Below are 18,927 nucleotides of genomic sequence, written 5' to 3'. Positions count from 1 at the left end.
ACGGAATGCGGGCCCGAGCCGACGTATAGTCGCGGCCATGACGTCGAGACTGGACGTGACCACCGCCGACGGCGTCGTGCGGGGTCGTCGGCTCGGAGACCTGCTGACGTGGCGTGGCATCCCGTTCGCGGCTGCGCCGGTGGGGCCGCTGCGGCTGCGGGCACCGCAACCGGTGGAGCCGTGGACCGGGGTCCGCGACGCCACCGAGTTCGGTGCCGCCGCGCCGCAGCCCCGGATGGGGACCGCGCTGCGGCCGGGGAAGTACCAGCCGATCTCCGAGGACTGTCTCACGCTCAACGTCGTGGCACCGGCGACGGCGAGCACGAAGCCGCGGCCGGTGATGGTGTTCGTCCACGGGGGCGCGTTCGTGATCGGCACCACCGCGATGGGTCTCTACCGCGGCGACCGGCTCGTCCGCCGCGGTGACATCGTCTACGTGTCGGTGAACTATCGGCTGGGTGCGCTCGGTTTCCTGGATTTCCGGGAGTTCTCGACGGCGGATCGGCCGTTCGACGCCAACCTCGGACTGCGCGACCAGGTGGCCGCGCTGGAGTGGGTGCAACGCAACATCGCGGCGTTCGGCGGCGATCCCGGCAACGTGACCGTGTTCGGCGAGTCCGCGGGTGGCACCTCGGTGACCACACTCATGGCGACGCCGACGGCGCAGGGGCTGTTCGCCCGCGCCATCGCCGAAAGTGCCGCCCCGGTGCTGGTGAACGAGGCGCAGCGCGCGCGAGAGTCGGCACGTCAGTTCCTGGACCTGCTCGGCGCCGACCGTGGCGAGGCGAGTCGCGCACTCGACCTCGCGACACCCGCCGAACTCGGCCGGGCTGCACGACGATTGAGCGCGAAGACACTGGCCGACACCCCCGGACTGCACCCGTTCGGCCCGGTCGTGGACGGCGACTTCCTGCCCACCGCACCGCTGCAGGCGTTCACCGACGGGACCGCCCACCCGATGCCGATGATCATCGGCACCAACGCCCGTGAGGGCGCGCTGTTCCCCAGGTTGATGGACGGCCTGCCCACGGACGCGGCCCGCATCGACGCGATGTTCGCGCTCACCGATCCCGACGCCCGTGAACGCATCCTGGCCGCCTACCCGGGGTATCCCGCGCCGGCGGCGGCCATCGCGTTGGGCGGTGATCTGACCTTCTGGAAGCCCTCGATCGACATTGCCGACGCACACTCCGCGCACGCTGCCACGTACAGCTACCGATTCGACTACGCGCCCCGGCTGATGCACTGGCTCGGACTGGGCGCCACCCACGCGCTGGAGATGATCGCCGTCTTCGGCTACGGCGACTCCGCCGTGGGACGCGCCCTGACCGCCCCCGGCGGACGCAGCGGGCTGCGGGCCGTGACCGACCGGATGCAGGAGAACTGGATTGCTTTCGCGCGCAACGGCGTACCGGAGCCGTGGTGGCCGAGGTACGACGCGCAGCACCGGCGCACACTGATCTTCGACGCGCCCGCCCGGGTCGAGCGGGACCCGGGCCGGGATCGCCGCCTGGCGTGGGCCGACTACCGCGGGTACGTCGGGGAGGGCGCCGCGGACCGCGAGTCCGATCGGTGACCGACGACGTCGACGTCTCCTTCGCCGACGGGGTCGTTCGCGGTCGACGCCGCCGGGACCTGCTGTCGTGGCGCGCAATCCCTTACGCCGCGCCCCCGGTCGGGCGGCTGCGCCTGCGCGCACCGCAACCCGTCGCTCCGTGGACCGGCGTGCGCGCGGCCACGGAATTCGGCTCCCCGGCACCGCAAGAGCGTCGACGCGGCGACGAGGACTGCCTCACGCTCAACGTCCTACGCCGGGCGGAACCCAGCGCCGTCGCCCGGCCGGTCATGGTCTACATCCACGGCGGCGCCCACACTGCCGGGACGGCGGCGGCGCCGATGTACAGCGGTGCCGCGCTGGTCCGTCGTGGCGACGTCGTCTTCGTGTCGCTGGGCTATCGCCTCGGCGCGCTCGGTTACCTCGACTTCCGCGAATTCGCCACGCCGACTAGACCTTTCGATGTCAATCTCGGGCTGCGCGACCAGATCGCCGCTCTCGAGTGGGTGCAGCGGAACATCGCCGCGTTCGGGGGCGACCCCGACAACGTCACGCTGTTCGGCGAATCGGCGGGCGCGGACGCCGTCATGACTCTGCTGTGTACACCGGCGACCCGGGGACTCTTCGCTCGCGCCATCGCGCAGAGTCCGCCGCCGGCGACGTCCAACGGCACGGCCCTGGCCGCCCGATGGGCGCGCGAGTTCCTCGCCATCGCCGACGTGCCGCGCGCCGACGCCGCCCGCTACCTCACGACGGCCGCTCCCGGCGACCTGGTCCGTGTCGCGTCGACACTCAGCGCCCGGGCGGCCGACGAGGTTCCCGGGGTGCGGCCGTTCGCGCCGGTCGCCGACGGTCGGGTGCTCCCCGAGCATCCGCTGGAGGCGTTCGAATCCGGCACCGACCACCGCGTGCCGCTGCTCATCGGCACCAACGCGCAGGAAGGACGAATCTTCCCGCGGATGCTCGACATCCTCCCGACGGACCCGACGCGGATCGCGAAGATGTTCGAACGGACCGACCCGGCGATCGTGCGCCGGGTGCTCGCGGCGTACCCGGGCTATCCCGGCCGGCGGGCGGCCGCGGACCTGGGCGGTGACGTCGTGTTCTGGGAGCCGTCGCTGCGGTGTGCCCACGCGCACACCCGGCACAGCGACACGTACATGTACCGGTACGACTTCGCGCCGCCACTGCTGCGGATACTCGGCCTGGGCGCCACCCATGCCACCGAACTGCCGGCCGTGTTCGGCACCCGCGGGCCCACGACCCGGTTCACGACGGCGCTCGGTGGGCGTCGCGGACTGCGAGTGGTGACCGACACGGTGCAGCGACACTGGCTCGCTTTCGCGCGAACCGGACGGCCGCTCGGCGACTGGCCGCGGTACTCCGTCGACGGCCGCGAGACGCTGATCATCGACGAGAACTGCCGTGTCGAATCCGACCCGCTGCGGGCCCGACGCGTGGCGTGGCGCGGATACCGACACCGGCATTGAGTGCGCGTTGATATACCGTTGCGAATCGCAACCAAATTTCAGGCTGTGGGAGACCTCGATGTCGATGCTCGACCTGCGTCTGGGCGGCGACGGATGGGTCGCCCAGCTGAGCCGGTTCGCCCTCGTCGGCGGATCGAGCAATGTCCTGTACGCGCTGTCGTTCGTCGTTCTCGACGCGTACGGGACGTTCCTGGCGAACGCGGTGGGCGTGGCGACCAGCACGATGCTCGCGAACGAACTGCACCGTCGCCGCACGTTCCGCGCCGCCGACCGGGTGCCGTGGTTCGCCGCACAGTGGGAGGGCGGCGCGCTCGCGCTCCTCGGTCTGCTGGTCAGCTCGCTCGCCCTGGCACTGCTGCACTTCTTCTTCCCCGGCGCCACCGGACTCGTGTCGATCGCGCTGGTGATCGGCGTCAGCGCGGTGGTCGGCGGGTTGCGGTTCGTCGCGCTGCGGGGCTGGGTGTTCGGGCGCCGCCAGGTGCTACTTCAGTAGCCGCGACATCCGGCGGTCGGCGAGGATCCTGCCGCCGGTCTGACATGTCGGGCAGTACTGGAACGATCGCTCGGCGTACGCCACCTCCCGGACCGTGTCCCCGCACACCGGGCACGGCATCCCGGTCCGCGCGTGCACCTTCATCCCGGCGCGCTTCTCCCCCTTCAGGCGCGCCGCCTCCTGTCCCACCGAACGGGCGACGGCGTCCTCGAGCTGCGTGCGCATCGCGTCGTACAGCACATCGACGTCGTCGGCGGTGAGCTTGGCCGCGGTCGCGAACGGCGACAGCCGCGCCGCGTGCAGGATCTCGTCGGAGTACGCGTTGCCGATCCCGGCGAGCAGCGACTGGTCCACCAGGGCGGTCTTGAGCCGCGCGGTCGTACCGGCCAGGATCTCCCCGAAATCCGCCCGGGTGAGCTCGAGCGCGTCGGGGCCCAACCGCGCGATCCCCGGCACCAACTGCGGGTCGGTCACCACCCACACCGCCAACCGCTTCTTGGTTCCGGCCTCGGTGAGGTCGAAGGCGGGTGTCTCGCCGTCCGGGGTGAAGAAGTGCACGCGCACCGCCAACGGCCCCTTGCCCGGTTTCGGCGGGGACGGGCTGGGATTGTCGATCCAGCGCAGCCAGCCGCCGCGGGACAGGTGCGTGATCAGCCACAGCCCGTCGCAGTCCAGGGCGAGATGCTTGCCGAACCGTCGCGCGCCGGTGACGTTGCGGCCCTGCAGCGCCGTGACGGGCGGATCGAACGTCTTGAGCACGCTCAACGCGGCCACGTCGACGCGTCCCACCACCGCACCCACGGCGTGGTCACGCAGGAACTGTGCCAGGGATTCCACCTCGGGCAGTTCGGGCATGGGGTCAGCGTAGGTCCGAGCGCCGACAGCCGCGCGCGGATTCGTCTCCCGCGCGCAATGTCGCGCGCGCAGGACGCGGTTTCGCGCGCGGCGTCGGGAAGGCGAGCCGCAGGCGGCTCAGCGTCTGATCAGGTAGATGTCCATGATCCAGCCCTTGCGCTCGCGCAGTTCGGCGCGCACGCGCACGATCTCGCCCTCCACCTCGCGCAGCCTGCCGGAGATCAGGACCTCGTCGGGCAGCCCCAGGTACGCACCCCACCAGATCTCGGCGTCCTCACCGGGCACGTGGGTGAAACTGCACTCGGCGTCGAGCATCACCACCGCGGTGCCGACACCGTCGGGCAGGCCCTCGCGCAGTCGCCGGCCGGTGGTGACGTGCACGGGTTCCCCGATCCGGTTGAGCACGATCCGGTGCTGTGCGGCGAGCGCCTGGATGCTCGTCACGCCGGGGATCACCGTGTAGTCGAACGCGACGTTGCCCCGGGACAGGACCCGCTCGACGATCCGCAACGTGCTGTCGTAGAGGGACGGATCACCCCACACCAGAATCGCGCCGACGCCGTCCTCCGCCGCGAACTTCTCCTCGAAGATCTCCGCGCGCCGATCGTGCCAGTCGTCGACGACAGTGCCGTAGTCGGCCTGAGCGGAGCCTGCGGAGCGAACAGATGGCACGTTCGTGCGGTCGCGGGGCGGGTCGAGGATGTCGACGATGCGGTAGTCGCGGTCCATGTGCTCGGACAGGATGGTGGTGCGCAGATCCACCAGCTCCTGCTTCTCGTCGCCCTTGCCGATGACGAAGAAGACGTCAGCCCGGTTCATCGCCTTGACGGCCTGGATCGTCACCTGGTCGGGGTCGCCGGCACCGATGCCGATCACGAGGAGCTCACGCATGGGCGCAGGCTATCGCCCGTGCGCCTTTTCGGTAGCAGCCGCCACCGGAAAGGTGCACGGGTGGCGCAGCCGCCTAGACTGTGGCCCGTGCACTCGCCCTACGAAGATCTCCTGCGCCTGGTCATGGACACCGGAACCGCCAAGGCGGATCGCACCGGAACCGGGACGCGCAGTGTCTTCGGGCACCAGATGCGTTTCGACCTCGCCGAGGGCTTCCCGCTGATCACCACCAAGAAGGTGCACCTCAAGTCGGTGGTGTACGAGCTGCTGTGGTTCCTGCGCGGCGAGTCCAACGTCACGTGGCTGCAGGAACACGGTGTCACCATCTGGGACGAGTGGGCGGACGCCGACGGCGAACTGGGCCCGGTGTACGGCGTGCAGTGGCGGTCGTGGCCCACGCCGTCGGGCGAGCACATCGACCAGATCACCAAGGTGATCGAGACGCTGAAGACCGACCCGGACTCGCGGCGGATCATCGTCTCGGCGTGGAACGTGGCCGACCTCGACGCCATGGCGCTGCAGCCGTGCCACGCGTTCTTCCAGTTCTACGTGGCCGACGGCAAGCTCAGCTGCCAGCTGTACCAGCGCAGCGCGGACCTGTTCCTCGGTGTGCCGTTCAACATCGCCAGCTATGCGCTGCTGACCCACATGGTGGCGCAGCAGGCCGGCCTCGAGGTGGGCGACTTCGTCTGGACCGGTGGGGACTGCCACATCTACGACAACCACGTCGACCAGGTCACCGAGCAGCTCTCCCGGGAGCCGCTCCCCTATCCGACGCTGAAGCTGAACAAGCGCGACTCGATCTTCGACTACACCTTCGAGGACGTCGAGATCGTCGACTACCGGCACCACCCGGCGATCAAGGCGCCGGTGGCCGTCTGATGATCGGCCTGATCTGGGGCCAGACCACGGCCGGGGTGATCGGCCGCGACAACACCATCCCGTGGCGGGTCCCGGAGGACATGGCCCGGTTCAAGGACACGACCATGGGCCATCCCGTGGTGATGGGCCGGCTGACGTGGGATTCGCTGCCGCCGCGCTTCCGTCCCCTGCCCGGACGCCGCAACATCGTCGTCACCCGTCAGGACGGCTGGTCGGCGGACGGGGTGGAGACCGCCCGCGGGATCGAGCACGCACTCGAGCTCGCCGGCGACACCGCCTGGGTGATGGGTGGCACCCAGATCTACACGGCGGCGATGCCGTTCGCCGATCTGCTCGCGGTCACCGAGATCGACACCGACATCGAGGGCGACGCTTTCGCCCCCGCCATCGGCGACGAGTGGGTGATCGGGGACGAGGGCGACTGGCACATCTCCGAGAAGTCGGGGCTGCGTTACCGGTTCCTGACGTACGTGCGCGGCTGACGCGGTAGCCGAACCGTTAGCTCGATAGCCCGGCCCTTCCCGTCGGGGTGGGTCATACTGCGGAAGCGGTGTCCCGTTCGTCCCCGACGCATGGAGTGGCATGTGATGGACAAGACCTCACTGACGGCCCTGGCCCGCCAGCAGCTCAAGCTGGCGGCGGCTTCGTCCAGTGGACGCAGCTCCCAGACCGTTTTCGGCGGCCATCAACGCCACCTCCGTCAGACCGTGATCGCGCTGAGCGCCGGTAAGAGCCTCGCCGAACACGACAGCCCGGGCGAGGCCACGATGCTGGTGCTCAGCGGCAAGCTCGCGCTGATCTGTGGCGAGGATTCGTGGAAGGGGTCCACCGGCGACATGCTCGTCATCCCGGCGGCGCGGCACAGTGTGGAGGCCCTCGAGGACGTGGCGTTCCTGCTCACTGTCACGAAGTAGAGGTCACACCGACTGCGTCTCGGATGCCGGGACGCCGCCGATCGACAGCAGCCCGTGGACGAACTCGCGGAGTGCCCGCTCGTCGCCGGTGTCGACGGCGCCGCGCGTGGTGATCAGCGATGCGACGACGCGGAAGGCCCACTCGCCGGCGGCTCGGGCACCGATCCCGGTCCCCGGCGACCCCGCGAGCATCCGTTCGAAATGCGGGACCAGGAACTCGGCGCCGCGGTCGATCAGCGGACCGGCCGCAACCGAGAACCACGGCAGCACGAGCGCGGGGTGATCGCGCAGGCCCTTCTGCAGTACCGCGTGGCGCCGCGCGTACCCGACCGCGAACACGACGCAGTCGACGAACCCGCTGCGCACGTCGCCGCGGGCGTGGAGAACGGGGTCGAGCACCGCGAAGAAGCGGGTGATCTCCCGCTGGAGCAGCGCCTCGAAGATGTCCGACTGGTCGCCCACGTACTTGTACACGGTGGGGCGGGACAGCCCCGCCCGTTCGGCGATCACCGCGTGCAGACGGGAGCTGTATCCGGACTCGACCAGACACGCCTCGGCGGCGTCGAGGATGCGTTCGCGAATGGCGCCGGGCCGGAGGTCTTGCGCACGGGATGTCACCGGACGGAGTGTAGTGCGGAAGGCACCTACCGGACGGTTTCTGCCACGGACGGTCGCGTCGGCCGTCGGGAACCGGTCCCGGGTAGCTGCCTCCGGACGCAGCAGGAGGGGGAGTCCGGCGTCGACCCCCTCCCCCGAGGATCGACGCCGGACAGATACGTGCCGGGGCGGGCCACCACGATCGCGCCTCCGACCACGTCACCGAATGCATCGAGGCCCGGGTGCAACGTGTTACACCCGCTTTCGACCGATCTCCCCGGTTTTCTCGCGCCGCCTATGCTGCGTGCATGGTCGAGAGTGTGCATCGGGGCTACGGGGAGTACGAGAACCTCGAGGACGTGCTCGCCGACATGCGCAGCCGCCTGGTCGACAGCGTCGCGACACCGAACCGGCTGCGGGAACTGCTCGAGGCCGTTCTCGTCGTCGGCGCCGGACTGGAACTCGACTCGATCCTGCAGCGCATCGTGCAGGCCGCGACGACGCTGCTCGACGCACGGTATGGCGCGCTGGGTGTGCGCTCCCCCGACGGCGGGCTGTCGGAGTTCGTGTACGAGGGCATCTCCCCCGACGAGCGTGCCCGGATGGGACACCTCCCGGAAGGGCACGGCCTGCTGGGACTGCTCATCGAGCATCCGCGGCCGGTCCGCGTGGCCCACCTGGGCCGGCATCCGGCATCGGTCGGGTTCCCGCCCGACCATCCCCCGATGGACAGCTTCCTGGGGATGCCGATCATCGTGCGGGGACGCGTGTTCGGCAGCATCTATCTCACCGAGAAGCGGTCGGGCCCGGAGTTCACCGACGAGGACGAGACGATCCTCGACGCCCTCGCCGCGTCGGCGGGTGTGGCCATCGACAACGCGCATCTCTTCGAGGAGGCCCGCACCCGCGAACGGTGGCTCACGGCACTCGCGTCGTTCAACGCCCGACTGCTGTCGGGCGGCTCGATCGACGAGGCCCTCGATCTGCTGGTCACCCGCACGGGCGACCTGTGCGGCGCGAGCGGCGCCTACGTGATGGTCGTGGACGAGGAGGACGCGACCGTGGAGGCCGCGTGGTCGCACGACGGTCCGCGTGCGGGCAGTCACCTCGATCTGTCGGACTCCGATCTGTTGCCGGTGGTCCGCGCGCGCCGACCGGCGCTGTTCACCGAGCACGACCGCGTGGCCCCGTTCGACACCCCCCGCGTCCGGATCGCGGCGCTGCCGCTGTCGACGACGTCGGGGGTCGCCGGCATGTTCGTGGTCACCCGCGACGGCGAGGGCTGGACACAGGACGAGGTCACGCGGTTGGGGTCTATGGCGGACTCGGCTGCGCTCGCGGTGGAGTTCGCCGACCAGCAGCACCGGCGCCGCCAGCTCGACGTCCTCGCCGACCGCGACCGCATCGGTCGCGACCTGCACGACAACGTCATCCAGCAGCTGTTCGCGACCGGCATGAGCCTGCAGAGCCTGCTGCTCGACGAGACCCACCCGGTCCCCGAATCGGCCGCGAGCACGCTCACGCAGACGGTGTCCCAGCTCGACCGCACGATCCGCGAGATCCGCACGACGATCTTCGATCTGCACACCACGGGCGACGACGCCCCGGCGAGTCTGCGCCGCCGGCTGCTCGACGCGATCGGCGACCTCACCACCCGCTCGGTCCTCACGCCGAACGTCCAGTTCACGGGGGCGATCGACACGCTCGTGCCGACGCGGATCCATCCGCACGCCGAGGCGGTGCTGCGGGAGGGACTGAGCAACGCGCTCCGGCATGCGGGGGCGAGCACCGTCACCGTTGCGATCGACGCCGCCGACCACCTCACCATCCGCATCTGCGACGACGGCGTCGGCGTACCCGACAACCCCCGCCGCAGCGGACTGAACAACCTGGCCCGCCGGGCCGAGCAGTGCGGCGGCAGCTGCACGGTGTTGCCCGGCGCGGGCGGCGGCACCGAGCTGACGTGGCAGGTGCCGCTGGGCTAGGTGCGCCTACCGCTTGTTGCGCAGCTCCGTCGCGAGGACCGCGGCCTGCGTGCGGCGCTGCATGCCCAGCTTGGCGAGCAGGCGGGAGACGTAGTTCTTGATCGTCTTCTCCGCCAGGAAGAGACGCTCGGCAATCTCCCGGTTGGTGAGTCCCTCGCCGATGAGGTCGAACACCGCACGTTCTTGATCGGAGAGCTCGGCGAGCGGATCGACGGTGCGCTCGGACCGGATCCGCTGCATCAGTGCGGCCGTCGCGCGGCTGTCGAGCAGCGACCCGCCCTCGCCGACGGTACGGACCGCGGAGATCAGGTCGGTGCCGAGGATCTGCTTGAGCACGAACCCCGACGCGCCGGCCATCACGGCGTCGAAGAGTGCCTCGTCGTCGGAGTAGGAGGTGAGCATCAGGCAGCGCAGGTCCGGCAGCACGGCCCGCAGGTCACGGCACAGTTCGACGCCGTTGCCGTCGGGCAGCCGGACGTCGAGCACCGCGACGTCGGCGCCGCTGGCCGGGACCCGTGCCATCGCCTCGCCGACCGAGGCAGCCTCGCCGACCACCGTCAGATCGGGCGCGCTGCCGAGCAGATCGACCAGTCCGCGCCGCACGATCTCGTGATCGTCGACCAGAAAGACCCGGGTCATAGGTGCCACCTTTCTCTTCCGTCGGCGAAACGCTACCGCGCCGGGCACCCCGCGGCGGGGGCGGCACCTCCCGCTGCGTGGAATCCGCCGTAGGCGCCCACCGGCCCGCGCCCTAGCGTCCTGTCCGGGTCGAGGGAAGGAAGTGCGATGAGTCACGCGGCGGGCCACATGGCGGGCAGAGTGGCGAGCAACACGCCCGTGCCCACGGTGTACGTCGTCGACGAGCTGGTCGTCGCGCCCGGCCGTGGCCGCGAGTTCCTCACGTCGTATCTCGAGCGGTACGCACCGGGCGCGCGCCGCCGCGGGTTGGTCCTCGACCGGGTCCTGGTGAGTCCCCCGGTCTGGCTCGACGACCAGTCGAACACCCTGACCGTGACGTGGACGGTCCCCGGCGCGGACGCGTGGTGGCAGCAGCGCTGGGCGGCGGGCCGGGACCCGGACGTCGCGGCCTGGTGGGCGGACGCGGACGCCGCACTGGTCAGTCGCCGGCGCACCACCTCGTGCGCGCTCGACGACGTGGCGGCGGTGTCCGATGTTTGAGGTCATCCGGCTGATCCACTTCACCGCTACCGCGGATCGGCAGAGCACGGCAGCGGTCCTGACCGGGTTGCGTGCCGCCGTCGTCCCGCACGCCACCGCGGCGTCGATCGCGCCGACGCTGCCCGGTGGCATCAACGCCGGACACGCGATCTTCCGGGTCCGCTTTCCGAGCGAATCGGACTGGCGCGCAGCCGAGCACGCGGTGGATGCGGCCCTGTGGACGCCGACGGTCGAGCGGGTGGACGGCGTCACGTTCCCGGGCGCGGTGCGCGTCGCCCGCTCTGCCGCGCCACCGCGCGTGTACCGGACGCTGCTGGTCGCCGTCGATCCCGCGGCCGAACCGGACGACGTTCGGCAGTTCGAGATCGAGACCGCTGCCATGCCGCACTACATCCGCTCGATCGGGGCGTCGCAGCTGGCGCGGGTGTCGTCGGCGTCCGGGGCGGCGCTCTGGACGCACGTGTGGGAGCAGGAGTACTCCGACCTGGGGGGATTGACCGGTCCCTACATGTCGCACCCGTACCACTGGGCGCACGTGGACCGTTGGTTCGACGGCGAACGGGGGCAGAAGATCGTGACCGCGCTGTGCCACGGTTTCGCCACGATCGAGGAGTCGATCCTCACCGCGGGATGACGATCGTGGACCTTCGTCACCGCGGCAGCCGAGACCGTCCTAACATTTCGGTCGAACGTTCTGCTGCCGAAGGGAACCACGAATGACCACGGGTATCGAACAGCGCGAGTTCCAGACGGAGACTCGCCAGATTCTGGATCTCATGATCCATTCGGTGTACTCCAACAAGGACACCTTTCTCCGCGAGCTCGTCTCCAACGCGTCCGACGCGCTCGACAAGCTCAAGCTCGAGGCGTTCCGCGACAAGGACCTCGAGGTCGACACGTCGGATCTGCACATCGAGCTCGACGTGGATGCCGAGACCCGCACGCTCACGGTGCGCGACAACGGCATCGGGATGTCGCGTGACGAGGTGATCGAGCTGATCGGCACGCTCGCCAAGTCCGGCACCGCCGAGCTGCGCCGCAAGCTGCGCGAGGCGAAGGACGCAGTGGCGTCCGAAGAGCTGATCGGTCAGTTCGGCATCGGCTTCTACTCGACCTTCATGGTCGCCGACAAGGTCACGTTGCTCACCCGCAAGGCCGGCGAGAAGCACGCGACGCGGTGGGAGTCGAGCGGCGACGCCACGTACACGATCGAGACGGTCGACGACGCCCCGCAGGGCACGTCCGTGACGCTGCACCTCAAGCCCGAGGACGTCGAGGACCACCTCTACGACTACGCCTCCGAACGCAAGCTGCGCGAGATCGTCAAGCGGTACTCGGATTTCATCGCCTACCCGATCCGGATGCAGGTCGAGCGGCCCGCGCCGAAGAGCGACGACGCGGACGAGACCGACGATGCGCCGAAGACGGTCGTCGAGACCGAAACGCTCAATTCGATGAAGGCGCTGTGGGCCCGCCCGCGCAGCGAGGTCACCGACGAGGAGTACAGCGAGTTCTACAAGCACGTCAGCCACTCGTGGGACGATCCGCTCGAGATCATCCCCATGAAGGCCGAGGGCACGTTCGAGTACCAGGCGCTGCTGTTCATCCCGTCGCACGCGCCGTTCGACCTGTTCTCGCGCGAGCACCGCGCCGGCATCCACCTGTACGTCAAGCGTGTGTTCATCATGGACGACTGCGAGGAACTCATGCCCGAGTACCTGCGCTTCGTCAAGGGCGTGGTCGACGCACAGGACCTGTCCCTGAACGTTTCTCGCGAGATCCTCCAGCAGGACCGGCAGATCCGCGCGATCCGGCGCCGCCTCACCAAGAAGGTCCTCACCACCATCCGCGAGATGATGACGGCCGACGACGACACGTCGCGGGACAAGTACCGGACCATCTGGTCCCAGTTCGGCCGGGTCCTCAAGGAGGGCCTCCTCTCGGACTTCGACAACCGCGACACGCTGCTCGAGATCGCGTCGTTCCCGTCGACCCACAGCGAGGACGAGCAGACCACGCTCGCGCAGTACGTCGAGCGGATGAAGGACGGCCAGGAGCAGATCTACTACCTCACCGGCGAGTCCCGCCAGCAACTCGAGGCGTCGCCGCACATGGAGGCCTTCCGCGCCCGCGGACTCGAGGTGCTGCTGCTCACCGATCCGGTGGACGAGATGTGGGTGACGTCGGTCCCCGAGTTCGACGGCAAGCCGTTGCAGTCGATCGCCAAGGGCGAGGTGGATCTCGACACCGAGGAGGAGAAGAAGGAGGCCGAGGCGAAGCGGGAGGAGCAGGACAAGCAGTTCGCGGACGTTCTGGGCTGGCTCACCACTACGCTCGACGACCACGTCAAGCAGGTGCGGCTGTCGACTCGCCTGACCGACTCCCCCGCCTGCATCGTCGGCGACGAGTTCGGGATGACCCCCGCGCTCGAGCGCATGTACCGGGCGTCGGGCCAGCAGGTGCCGCACTTCAAGCGGATCCTCGAACTCAACCCGACGCACCCGCTGGTGGAGGGGCTGCGCGCCGCCCACGCCGAGCGCGGTGACGATCCGAGTCTTGCCGAGACCGCCGAATTGCTGTACGGGACGGCGCTTCTCGCCGAGGGCGGCGAGTTGGAGGATCCCGCACACTTCGCGAAGATCCTCGCGAACCGCCTGGCCCGCACCGTCTAGGGGCGGCCACCGGCGGGAGACTGCGGCGCCCGCGGGAGTTCGCTCCCGCGGGCGCCGCCGTCTTCCGCGCGCACCTCGGTCGCGCCGCCAGAAACCGGCCATGAACGCCCCCCGGCTCGAGTAGCATCGGAACCATCTCGTTCGATTCCCTTCGGGAGGCCGACGTGCGTGGACTTGGCATCGATCTCGGAACTACGAACACGGTCGTCGGGACTCTCGATGACGGAATCGTCCTGAACGAACCGTCGTTCATGCTGGTGCGGAACAGAGATCCGCGCCGGGCGCTCGCGATCGGCCAGGACGCGCGCAACCTCGTCGGCCGCACGCCGTCGGGCATCACGCAGGTTCGACCGATGCGCGACGGGGTGATCGTCGATCTCGAGTCCGCGCGCGCGTTCGTCACCGCCGTCATCGATCGGGTGGCCCCGCGCCGGCGGTACGGGCGCCGGCCGACGGCCGTCATCTCGACGCCGGCCGGCGCGACCCCCCTCGAGCGTCGCGCACTGCTCGAGGTGGGGCACGAGGCGGGGCTGCGCAAGGTGGGGCTGATCCCGGCGCCGGTCGCGGGAGCGCTCGGGTGCGGGGTCAACCCCCTCGAGCCCCGCGCCCACCTGGTCGTGAGCGTCGGCGGCGGGACCTCGGAGGTCACCGCCATCTGCTTCGGTGGGGTGATCTCGCACCGCAGTAGCCAGCTGGCCGGGGAGGAACTCACCGAGGCGCTGCACCACTACCTGCGCGAGGAGCACCAGATCATCGTCGGCGAGCTCACCGCCGAGCGCGCCAAGATGGGCGCACCCGACGCCACCGAGGACCATTCCCTCGTGGTGGAGGGACTGGACGCCGTCACGGGTCGCGCCCGGCTGCTCTCGCTCGACGTCGAGGAAGTGGTGGAGGCGCTGCGACCGACCACGACGGGAATCGTGCAGACGTTGACCGCTTGCCTGGAAGAGCTTCCGCCGCAGGCGATCAGCGACGTGATGGCCGAAGGGGTCCTGGTGATCGGCGGTGGCGCGTTGCTCCGCGGACTATCGCAGCTGTTCGAGGAGTCGTTCGGCCTGCCGGTCAAGACGGCCGAGCGGCCGCTGACCTGTGTGGGCGAGGGCGCCACCGCCTGCCTCGATCACCCGGAGGTGGTCGCCGCTTACAGCGGCTGATCACCGCGGCGCGGGCGGGCGATCCGCGAGGTAGCGCTCGAGCAGCGCCTTGACCACGGGGCCCGCCGTCGCCGACCCGAATCCGCCGCCGCGCACCAGCGCCGTGACGACGATCTCGGGGGAATCGAAGGGCACCACTGCGGAGAACCAGGCATTGAGGCCACCCGGCGCCGACGGATCCTCCGCGGTGCCGGTCTTGGCGCCCGCGGGTACCGGGAGTGTGGCGAGCTGGCCGGCGGTGCCGGCGGCGGCCGAGGCGCGCATCCCGGCGCGCACCGGGTCGAGGCGGTCGGCGAACGCGAGCCGCTGCGGCGCCGCCGTCGGAATCGGTGCGCCCTGCCCGGTGCCGTCGGCCGCCGCGAGCTGTGGGGTGACCGTCGCCCCGGTGGCGATGCCGGACGTCCACCGCGCCACCTGGAGCGGCGTCGCCGTCACCGTCCCCTGCCCGATGCCCATCAGCAGCGTCGAGCCCGGGTACCAGCTACCGCCGGTGGCGGCGACCTTGTCCGGGGTGCCGACGAAACCCTCGGCCTCGCCGGGCAGGTCGATTCCCGATGCGTGGCCGGCGCCGAGTTCGTCCGCGGCCCTTGCCATCCGGTCGGGTCCGAGGAGTTCGCCGAGCTTGTAGAAGTACACGTTGTCCGACCACTGGATCGCTCCCAGCAGGTCGTTCGACCCGATCGGTTTCCAGTTCGCGAACGTGTGCCCGCCGTACGTGTAGGCGCTACCGGTCTCGATCACCTGCTCCGGGTCCAGGACCTGGTCCTCCTGGTTGGCCGACGCGACGACGATCTTGAAAGTGGAGCCGGGCGGCGCGGCGGTCTGGTAGGCGTGGTTGAGCATCCGGCCGGGCCCGGCGCCCTCGCTCTGGGCGGCCAGCGCGACCGCGTCGACCGGTGGGCCGTAGACGTTGTTGTCGTATCCGGGCACGCTGGCGAGCGCGAGCACCCCGCCGGTACGTGCGTCCATCACCACCGCCGCGCCGAGGTCGCCGCCGCTGCTGCCGACCGCCTGGGCCAGGGCGTCCGTCGCGAGGGTCTGCAAGCCGATGTCGAGGTGCAGTCGCAGGTCGTGACCGGGCACCGGGTCGACCCGCTCGGCGGGCCCGATCAGATTTCCGGCGGGATCGACGTAGACGCACTGCCGGCCGTCCGTGCCGCGCAGCAGCGCGTCGTACTGCTTCTCGAGCCCGGCGCGGCCGACGCGCGACCCGAGTGCCAGCTGCGGCCAGCGTTCCATGTCCTGCGGATCGCCGACGCCGACGTACCCGAGCACGGACGCGAGCGCCGGCCCGTACGGATAGTGCCGCTTCCCGGACGGCACGACGAGCACGCCCGGCAGTTTCGCGTCGATGATCCGACGGGCCTGGTCGGGGGGTACCCGACCGACGGTGGCCTGCATCTCGTCCGCGCCGCGATCGGCCAGGATGCTGGTCAGCTCAGCGTCGGGCTCGCCGAGCAGCGAGGCCAGCATGGAGCGCTCCCAGGCGTCGTCCTCGTCGAACATTCGGCTGACCACCGAGATGGAGTACTCGGGCACATTGGTCGCCAACGGCACATTGTTGCGATCGAGGATCTCGCCGCGTTCGGCGGGCAGACGGATGCACCGCGTCATCTGGGTGTCGCTCAGCGCGCGCAGGGCAGGACCGCGGTCACTCTGCAACTGCCAGGCGAACACGGACATCGCGACGAGGAGCGCGGTCACTGCGAGGGAGCCCGCCGTCACTCCCCGGGGGCGTCGTCCCGTGGTGGACGCCTGCGCCCACAGCGGCCGGGTGACACCGTCGCGGCGGACCGCGAGCACCAGCCCGATGGCGACGAATCCGACGAGGGCGACGGTGCCCCCGTAACTGAACATCGGCAGCGGCATCCCGGTCTGCGGCAACACCGACAGGCTCGCCCCGATCGACAGCACCGCGTGGATCCCGAACAGCCCGCCGACACCCGCGGCGACGAGCGCGGCCTCCTTGGTGCGCGCCCGTCGCGCGGCGAGCGCGGCACGCCAGGTGATCACCAGGCTGGCCGCGATCACTACCAGCCCGGCGAACAGCCCCCACCCGTACACCACGCTGGCGAACGCGAGGTCGTGCTCCGCCTCGGGAAGATATGCGGCCCTCAGGTCGTACGTGGGGTCGCGGGCCAGGCCCCACAGCCCGCCACTGCCGACCGCGATGTCGGCCTGCATCGACGCCCAACCGGACCCGCCCGGATCGGCGTCGCTCGACACGAACGTCTGGATCCGCTCGAGCTGGTACGGGCGGAGGAACAGCACAGCGATGGGCAGTGCGGCGATACCGATCGCGAACAACGGCATCAACGGCGCCATCGGCACCCTCGCGAGGATCAGCATCAACAGCGCGATTGCGACGAGCACGACGGCACTGGAGAGATCGGGCTGCAGCGCGACCAATGCGACGACGCCACCCGCGATGGCCAACGCCGCCGCCAGTCGACCGAACGTGTAGCCGCCGGCCAGGATGGTCGCCGACACCATGACCAGACCGAGCTTGGCGATCTCGGACGGCTGGACGGTGAACAGACCGAAGTCCAGCCACCGCTGCGCGCCCTTGACCGCGACACCGACGACCGGCACCGCCGCCAGCATCACCACCGACACCGCGAGCGTCACCCAGCCCAATCGCGCCAGGTTGTTCACCCGCATGCGCGACACGACCCACATCAGCGCGAGACCGAGGACGGTGAAGCACGCGTGCCGGATCGCCTGCGACGTCAGCCCGATCGACACCAGGTTGAGCAGCCCGAGGACCGCGAGCACCACCGCAGCCGAGACGATCCACGGATCGGACTCCCGATCATGTCGCCCCAACCGGCCACCACCCCCGCCCATCAGCACGCCGCGTTCTCGGCTGGTACGTACAGCGGCTCCGACGCGGCGACGGCCGGGGCGTTGGTGACCGCGGCCACCGCCAGTGCGGGGCCGGTCGGCAGCGTCGTCCGACTGAGGCCGTACACCCCTTCCCGTCCCGGCTCGGTGGGCATGGTGACGTCGCCACCCGCCTGCACCTCACCCGAGCAGCGGTTGTAGACGTCCAGCCGCCACGTGACGGCGTCGACGGGTGCGGCAGGGTCGAGCCGGATGTCCACCCGGACGGAGCACGGCTGCCCGGGGCTGCACGAGCCGTCGGCGAAACTGGCTGTGACCGAGGCGATCTGCCCGGCAGAAGCCGGGGCGCCGGTGTTCACGGGGCCGGCTGGAGCACCCTCCGCGGCGGGCGGGGCTCCGCTCGGGCTCGCCGGTTCGGGCGGCGGCGACACCGGTTCGATGCGATTGTCCGCCGACTGGTCCGCCGGTTCGACGAGCGCGCTCCAGCCCCGGTGCAGCTGGTCCCACGCGCGGGGCGCCGCCGCGACGGCCCCGGCGAGCACGACGATCACCAGCAGGGCGAACACGCCCTGCCGCCGGGACGGCCGTCTCCGCCGCAGGTGCCACGCGCTCGGGACCGGCGGATACCAGCCGGTGCCCGGCGCCAGCGACCCGGACGGAACGGACGGCGCGGACGGCACCGACGGCGCGGGCGCGGTGGCCGTTCGATCGCCGACCGGGCTTCCCTGCGCCGGGGCCCGCCCCGCCGTCGCCCTGACGAGGTCGCCGATCCGACGCCGGCGCCGCGCCTCGCCGGCCGGGTCGAGCTCGGGGTCGATCACCGGACGAACCCGACGAATCATGCCGTCCGAATCCGTTGTGTCCGATATCGATTCGATCAGCACGTCACCGAACCCCGAACCCCGGCAGTTCGCCGCGATATCGCGCAGCACGCCCGCGGCCACCGCGTCCGTCTCGGCGCCGGGCGCGGGCCCGTCACCGTCGATCGTCAGCCGTCCACCGTCGGACACGGTCACGGCATCGCCGTGCAACGGAGTCGGGCGGCCACCGTCCGGGCACTCGAGTCGGTCGAGCAGGTCCGCGACCAGTTGCGCGGCCTGCGCCGGCGTCAGCCGCACGACCGCGAGGAGTTTCGAGAGCGCGATGCGGAGGCCGCCGCCCGATTCGCCGCCGCCGGATCCGGACGATTCCGACCGGAGTGCTTCGGACTCACTGTCGCTCGCGTGGATCCCCAAGGCTGCTTCGTTCATCACGCATCCCCGAAACGATTGCCTCCCGCTCGTGAGACCGAACGGGAGCGCGTGGGCGGTGGACCGGCCGTACCTGTTTTCTGTCGAAGTCCGTTGCGCCTGTTCGCATCCATTTAACTCCGATCGGGTCCGACGAGGGGAGGAATCGCGAAGGCGACGGGCCCCG

At 70.4% G+C, this 18,927-nt stretch carries 17 protein-coding genes; 11 read left to right on the top strand and 6 right to left on the bottom strand.

Annotated features, from left to right (window positions below; genetic code table 11):
- Nucleotides 1-37: 37 nt before the first annotated feature.
- Genes E7742_RS01610 through E7742_RS01600 form a run of 3 tightly spaced genes read left to right on the top strand, consistent with a single transcriptional unit; the run spans nucleotide 38 to nucleotide 3,538 of the window.
- Entirely contained in the window at nucleotides 38-1,576 is a 1,539-nt protein-coding gene (locus E7742_RS01610) for a carboxylesterase/lipase family protein (protein ID WP_137797325.1), read from the top strand.
- The gene (locus tag E7742_RS01605; protein WP_137797324.1) at nucleotides 1,573-3,045 is read left to right on the top strand and encodes a carboxylesterase/lipase family protein; all 1,473 of its coding nucleotides are present in this window, start codon (nucleotides 1,573-1,575) and stop codon (nucleotides 3,043-3,045) included. Before E7742_RS01610 ends, E7742_RS01605 begins: the two co-directional genes overlap by 4 nt.
- Before the next feature lie 58 nt (nucleotides 3,046-3,103).
- Nucleotides 3,104-3,538, top strand: a complete 435-nt coding sequence (locus tag E7742_RS01600) for a GtrA family protein (RefSeq protein WP_137797323.1) — start codon at nucleotides 3,104-3,106, stop codon at nucleotides 3,536-3,538.
- Here E7742_RS01600 and E7742_RS01595 read toward each other — a convergent pair.
- Complete coding sequence (locus E7742_RS01595) at nucleotides 3,527-4,393, bottom strand: Fpg/Nei family DNA glycosylase (protein WP_137797322.1); 867 nt, start codon at nucleotides 4,391-4,393, stop codon at nucleotides 3,527-3,529. The genes E7742_RS01600 and E7742_RS01595 overlap by 12 nt on opposite strands.
- A 117-nt stretch (nucleotides 4,394-4,510) precedes the next feature.
- The gene (cobF, locus tag E7742_RS01590) at nucleotides 4,511-5,284 is read right to left on the bottom strand and encodes a precorrin-6A synthase (deacetylating) (protein ID WP_137797321.1); all 774 of its coding nucleotides are present in this window, start codon (nucleotides 5,282-5,284) and stop codon (nucleotides 4,511-4,513) included.
- A 123-nt stretch (nucleotides 5,285-5,407) separates the two neighbouring features.
- Between cobF and E7742_RS01585 the strand changes: the two genes are divergently transcribed.
- From E7742_RS01585 to E7742_RS01575, 3 genes are all read left to right on the top strand, one after another.
- A complete protein-coding gene (locus E7742_RS01585) occupies nucleotides 5,408-6,166 on the top strand; it encodes a thymidylate synthase (RefSeq protein ID WP_254699254.1) in 759 nt (252 codons plus the stop codon).
- Nucleotides 6,166-6,648: a dihydrofolate reductase gene (locus E7742_RS01580; protein WP_137797319.1), complete on the top strand. Its 483-nt coding sequence runs from the start codon at nucleotides 6,166-6,168 to the stop codon at nucleotides 6,646-6,648. Before E7742_RS01585 ends, E7742_RS01580 begins: the two co-directional genes overlap by 1 nt.
- Before the next feature lie 105 nt (nucleotides 6,649-6,753).
- Complete coding sequence (locus E7742_RS01575; RefSeq protein ID WP_137797318.1) at nucleotides 6,754-7,080, top strand: cupin domain-containing protein; 327 nt, start codon at nucleotides 6,754-6,756, stop codon at nucleotides 7,078-7,080.
- Nucleotides 7,081-7,083: 3 nt separating this feature from the next.
- Here the strand turns inward: E7742_RS01575 and E7742_RS01570 are convergent, their stop codons facing one another.
- Nucleotides 7,084-7,698 carry a TetR/AcrR family transcriptional regulator gene (locus tag E7742_RS01570; protein WP_137797317.1) on the bottom strand — a complete coding sequence of 205 codons (615 nt, stop codon included), beginning with the start codon at nucleotides 7,696-7,698 and terminating at the stop codon, nucleotides 7,084-7,086.
- Between the two features lie 287 nt (nucleotides 7,699-7,985).
- On the opposite strand from E7742_RS01570, the gene E7742_RS01565 reads away from it, so the two are divergent.
- Entirely contained in the window at nucleotides 7,986-9,662 is a 1,677-nt protein-coding gene (locus E7742_RS01565; RefSeq protein ID WP_137797316.1) for a sensor histidine kinase, read from the top strand.
- A 6-nt stretch (nucleotides 9,663-9,668) separates the two neighbouring features.
- Here the strand turns inward: E7742_RS01565 and E7742_RS01560 are convergent, their stop codons facing one another.
- The gene (locus tag E7742_RS01560; protein ID WP_137797315.1) at nucleotides 9,669-10,301 is read right to left on the bottom strand and encodes a response regulator transcription factor; all 633 of its coding nucleotides are present in this window, start codon (nucleotides 10,299-10,301) and stop codon (nucleotides 9,669-9,671) included.
- A gap of 147 nt (nucleotides 10,302-10,448) precedes the next feature.
- Between E7742_RS01560 and E7742_RS01555 the strand changes: the two genes are divergently transcribed.
- From E7742_RS01555 to E7742_RS01540, 4 genes are all read left to right on the top strand, one after another.
- Nucleotides 10,449-10,841 carry a hypothetical protein gene (locus tag E7742_RS01555; RefSeq protein ID WP_254699131.1) on the top strand — a complete coding sequence of 131 codons (393 nt, stop codon included), beginning with the start codon at nucleotides 10,449-10,451 and terminating at the stop codon, nucleotides 10,839-10,841.
- A complete protein-coding gene (locus E7742_RS01550) occupies nucleotides 10,834-11,475 on the top strand; it encodes a Dabb family protein (RefSeq protein WP_137797314.1) in 642 nt (213 codons plus the stop codon). The genes E7742_RS01555 and E7742_RS01550 overlap by 8 nt, the downstream gene beginning before the upstream one ends.
- A gap of 82 nt (nucleotides 11,476-11,557) precedes the next feature.
- Nucleotides 11,558-13,513: a molecular chaperone HtpG gene (gene htpG / locus E7742_RS01545; protein ID WP_137797313.1), complete on the top strand. Its 1,956-nt coding sequence runs from the start codon at nucleotides 11,558-11,560 to the stop codon at nucleotides 13,511-13,513.
- 164 nt (nucleotides 13,514-13,677) lie between these two features.
- A complete protein-coding gene (locus E7742_RS01540; RefSeq protein WP_137797312.1) occupies nucleotides 13,678-14,667 on the top strand; it encodes a rod shape-determining protein in 990 nt (329 codons plus the stop codon).
- Here the strand turns inward: E7742_RS01540 and E7742_RS01535 are convergent, their stop codons facing one another.
- The gene (locus E7742_RS01535; RefSeq protein ID WP_137801004.1) at nucleotides 14,668-17,514 is read right to left on the bottom strand and encodes an FtsW/RodA/SpoVE family cell cycle protein; all 2,847 of its coding nucleotides are present in this window, start codon (nucleotides 17,512-17,514) and stop codon (nucleotides 14,668-14,670) included. It abuts the gene before it with no gap.
- Nucleotides 17,514-18,761: a hypothetical protein gene (locus E7742_RS01530; protein WP_137797311.1), complete on the bottom strand. Its 1,248-nt coding sequence runs from the start codon at nucleotides 18,759-18,761 to the stop codon at nucleotides 17,514-17,516. The genes E7742_RS01535 and E7742_RS01530 overlap by 1 nt, the downstream gene beginning before the upstream one ends.
- Between the last annotated feature and the right edge of the window lie 166 nt (nucleotides 18,762-18,927).

Origin of the sequence: Rhodococcus sp. SGAir0479 (assembly GCF_005484805.1) — a bacterium.
GTDB lineage: Bacteria > Actinomycetota > Actinomycetes > Mycobacteriales > Mycobacteriaceae > Prescottella.
This window is presented reverse-complemented; position numbering and strand designations above follow the sequence as displayed.

Bases quoted from the DNA above. Each gene is read 5' to 3' on its own strand.
- E7742_RS01610 (WP_137797325.1), top strand. From the start codon at position 38: ATGACGTCGAGACTGGACGTGACCACCGCCGACGGCGTCGTGCGGGGT.
- E7742_RS01600 (WP_137797323.1), top strand. From the start codon at position 3,104: ATGTCGATGCTCGACCTGCGTCTGGGCGGCGACGGATGGGTCGCCCAG.
- E7742_RS01595 (WP_137797322.1), bottom strand. From the start codon at position 4,393: ATGCCCGAACTGCCCGAGGTGGAATCCCTGGCACAGTTCCTGCGTGAC.
- cobF (WP_137797321.1), bottom strand. From the start codon at position 5,284: ATGCGTGAGCTCCTCGTGATCGGCATCGGTGCCGGCGACCCCGACCAG.
- E7742_RS01585 (WP_254699254.1), top strand. From the start codon at position 5,408: ATGGACACCGGAACCGCCAAGGCGGATCGCACCGGAACCGGGACGCGC.
- E7742_RS01580 (WP_137797319.1), top strand. From the start codon at position 6,166: ATGATCGGCCTGATCTGGGGCCAGACCACGGCCGGGGTGATCGGCCGC.
- E7742_RS01575 (WP_137797318.1), top strand. From the start codon at position 6,754: ATGGACAAGACCTCACTGACGGCCCTGGCCCGCCAGCAGCTCAAGCTG.
- E7742_RS01565 (WP_137797316.1), top strand. From the start codon at position 7,986: ATGGTCGAGAGTGTGCATCGGGGCTACGGGGAGTACGAGAACCTCGAG.
- E7742_RS01560 (WP_137797315.1), bottom strand. From the start codon at position 10,301: ATGACCCGGGTCTTTCTGGTCGACGATCACGAGATCGTGCGGCGCGGA.
- E7742_RS01555 (WP_254699131.1), top strand. From the start codon at position 10,449: ATGAGTCACGCGGCGGGCCACATGGCGGGCAGAGTGGCGAGCAACACG.
- E7742_RS01550 (WP_137797314.1), top strand. From the start codon at position 10,834: ATGTTTGAGGTCATCCGGCTGATCCACTTCACCGCTACCGCGGATCGG.
- htpG (WP_137797313.1), top strand. From the start codon at position 11,558: ATGACCACGGGTATCGAACAGCGCGAGTTCCAGACGGAGACTCGCCAG.
- E7742_RS01535 (WP_137801004.1), bottom strand. From the start codon at position 17,514: ATGGGCGGGGGTGGTGGCCGGTTGGGGCGACATGATCGGGAGTCCGAT.
- E7742_RS01530 (WP_137797311.1), bottom strand. From the start codon at position 18,761: ATGAACGAAGCAGCCTTGGGGATCCACGCGAGCGACAGTGAGTCCGAA.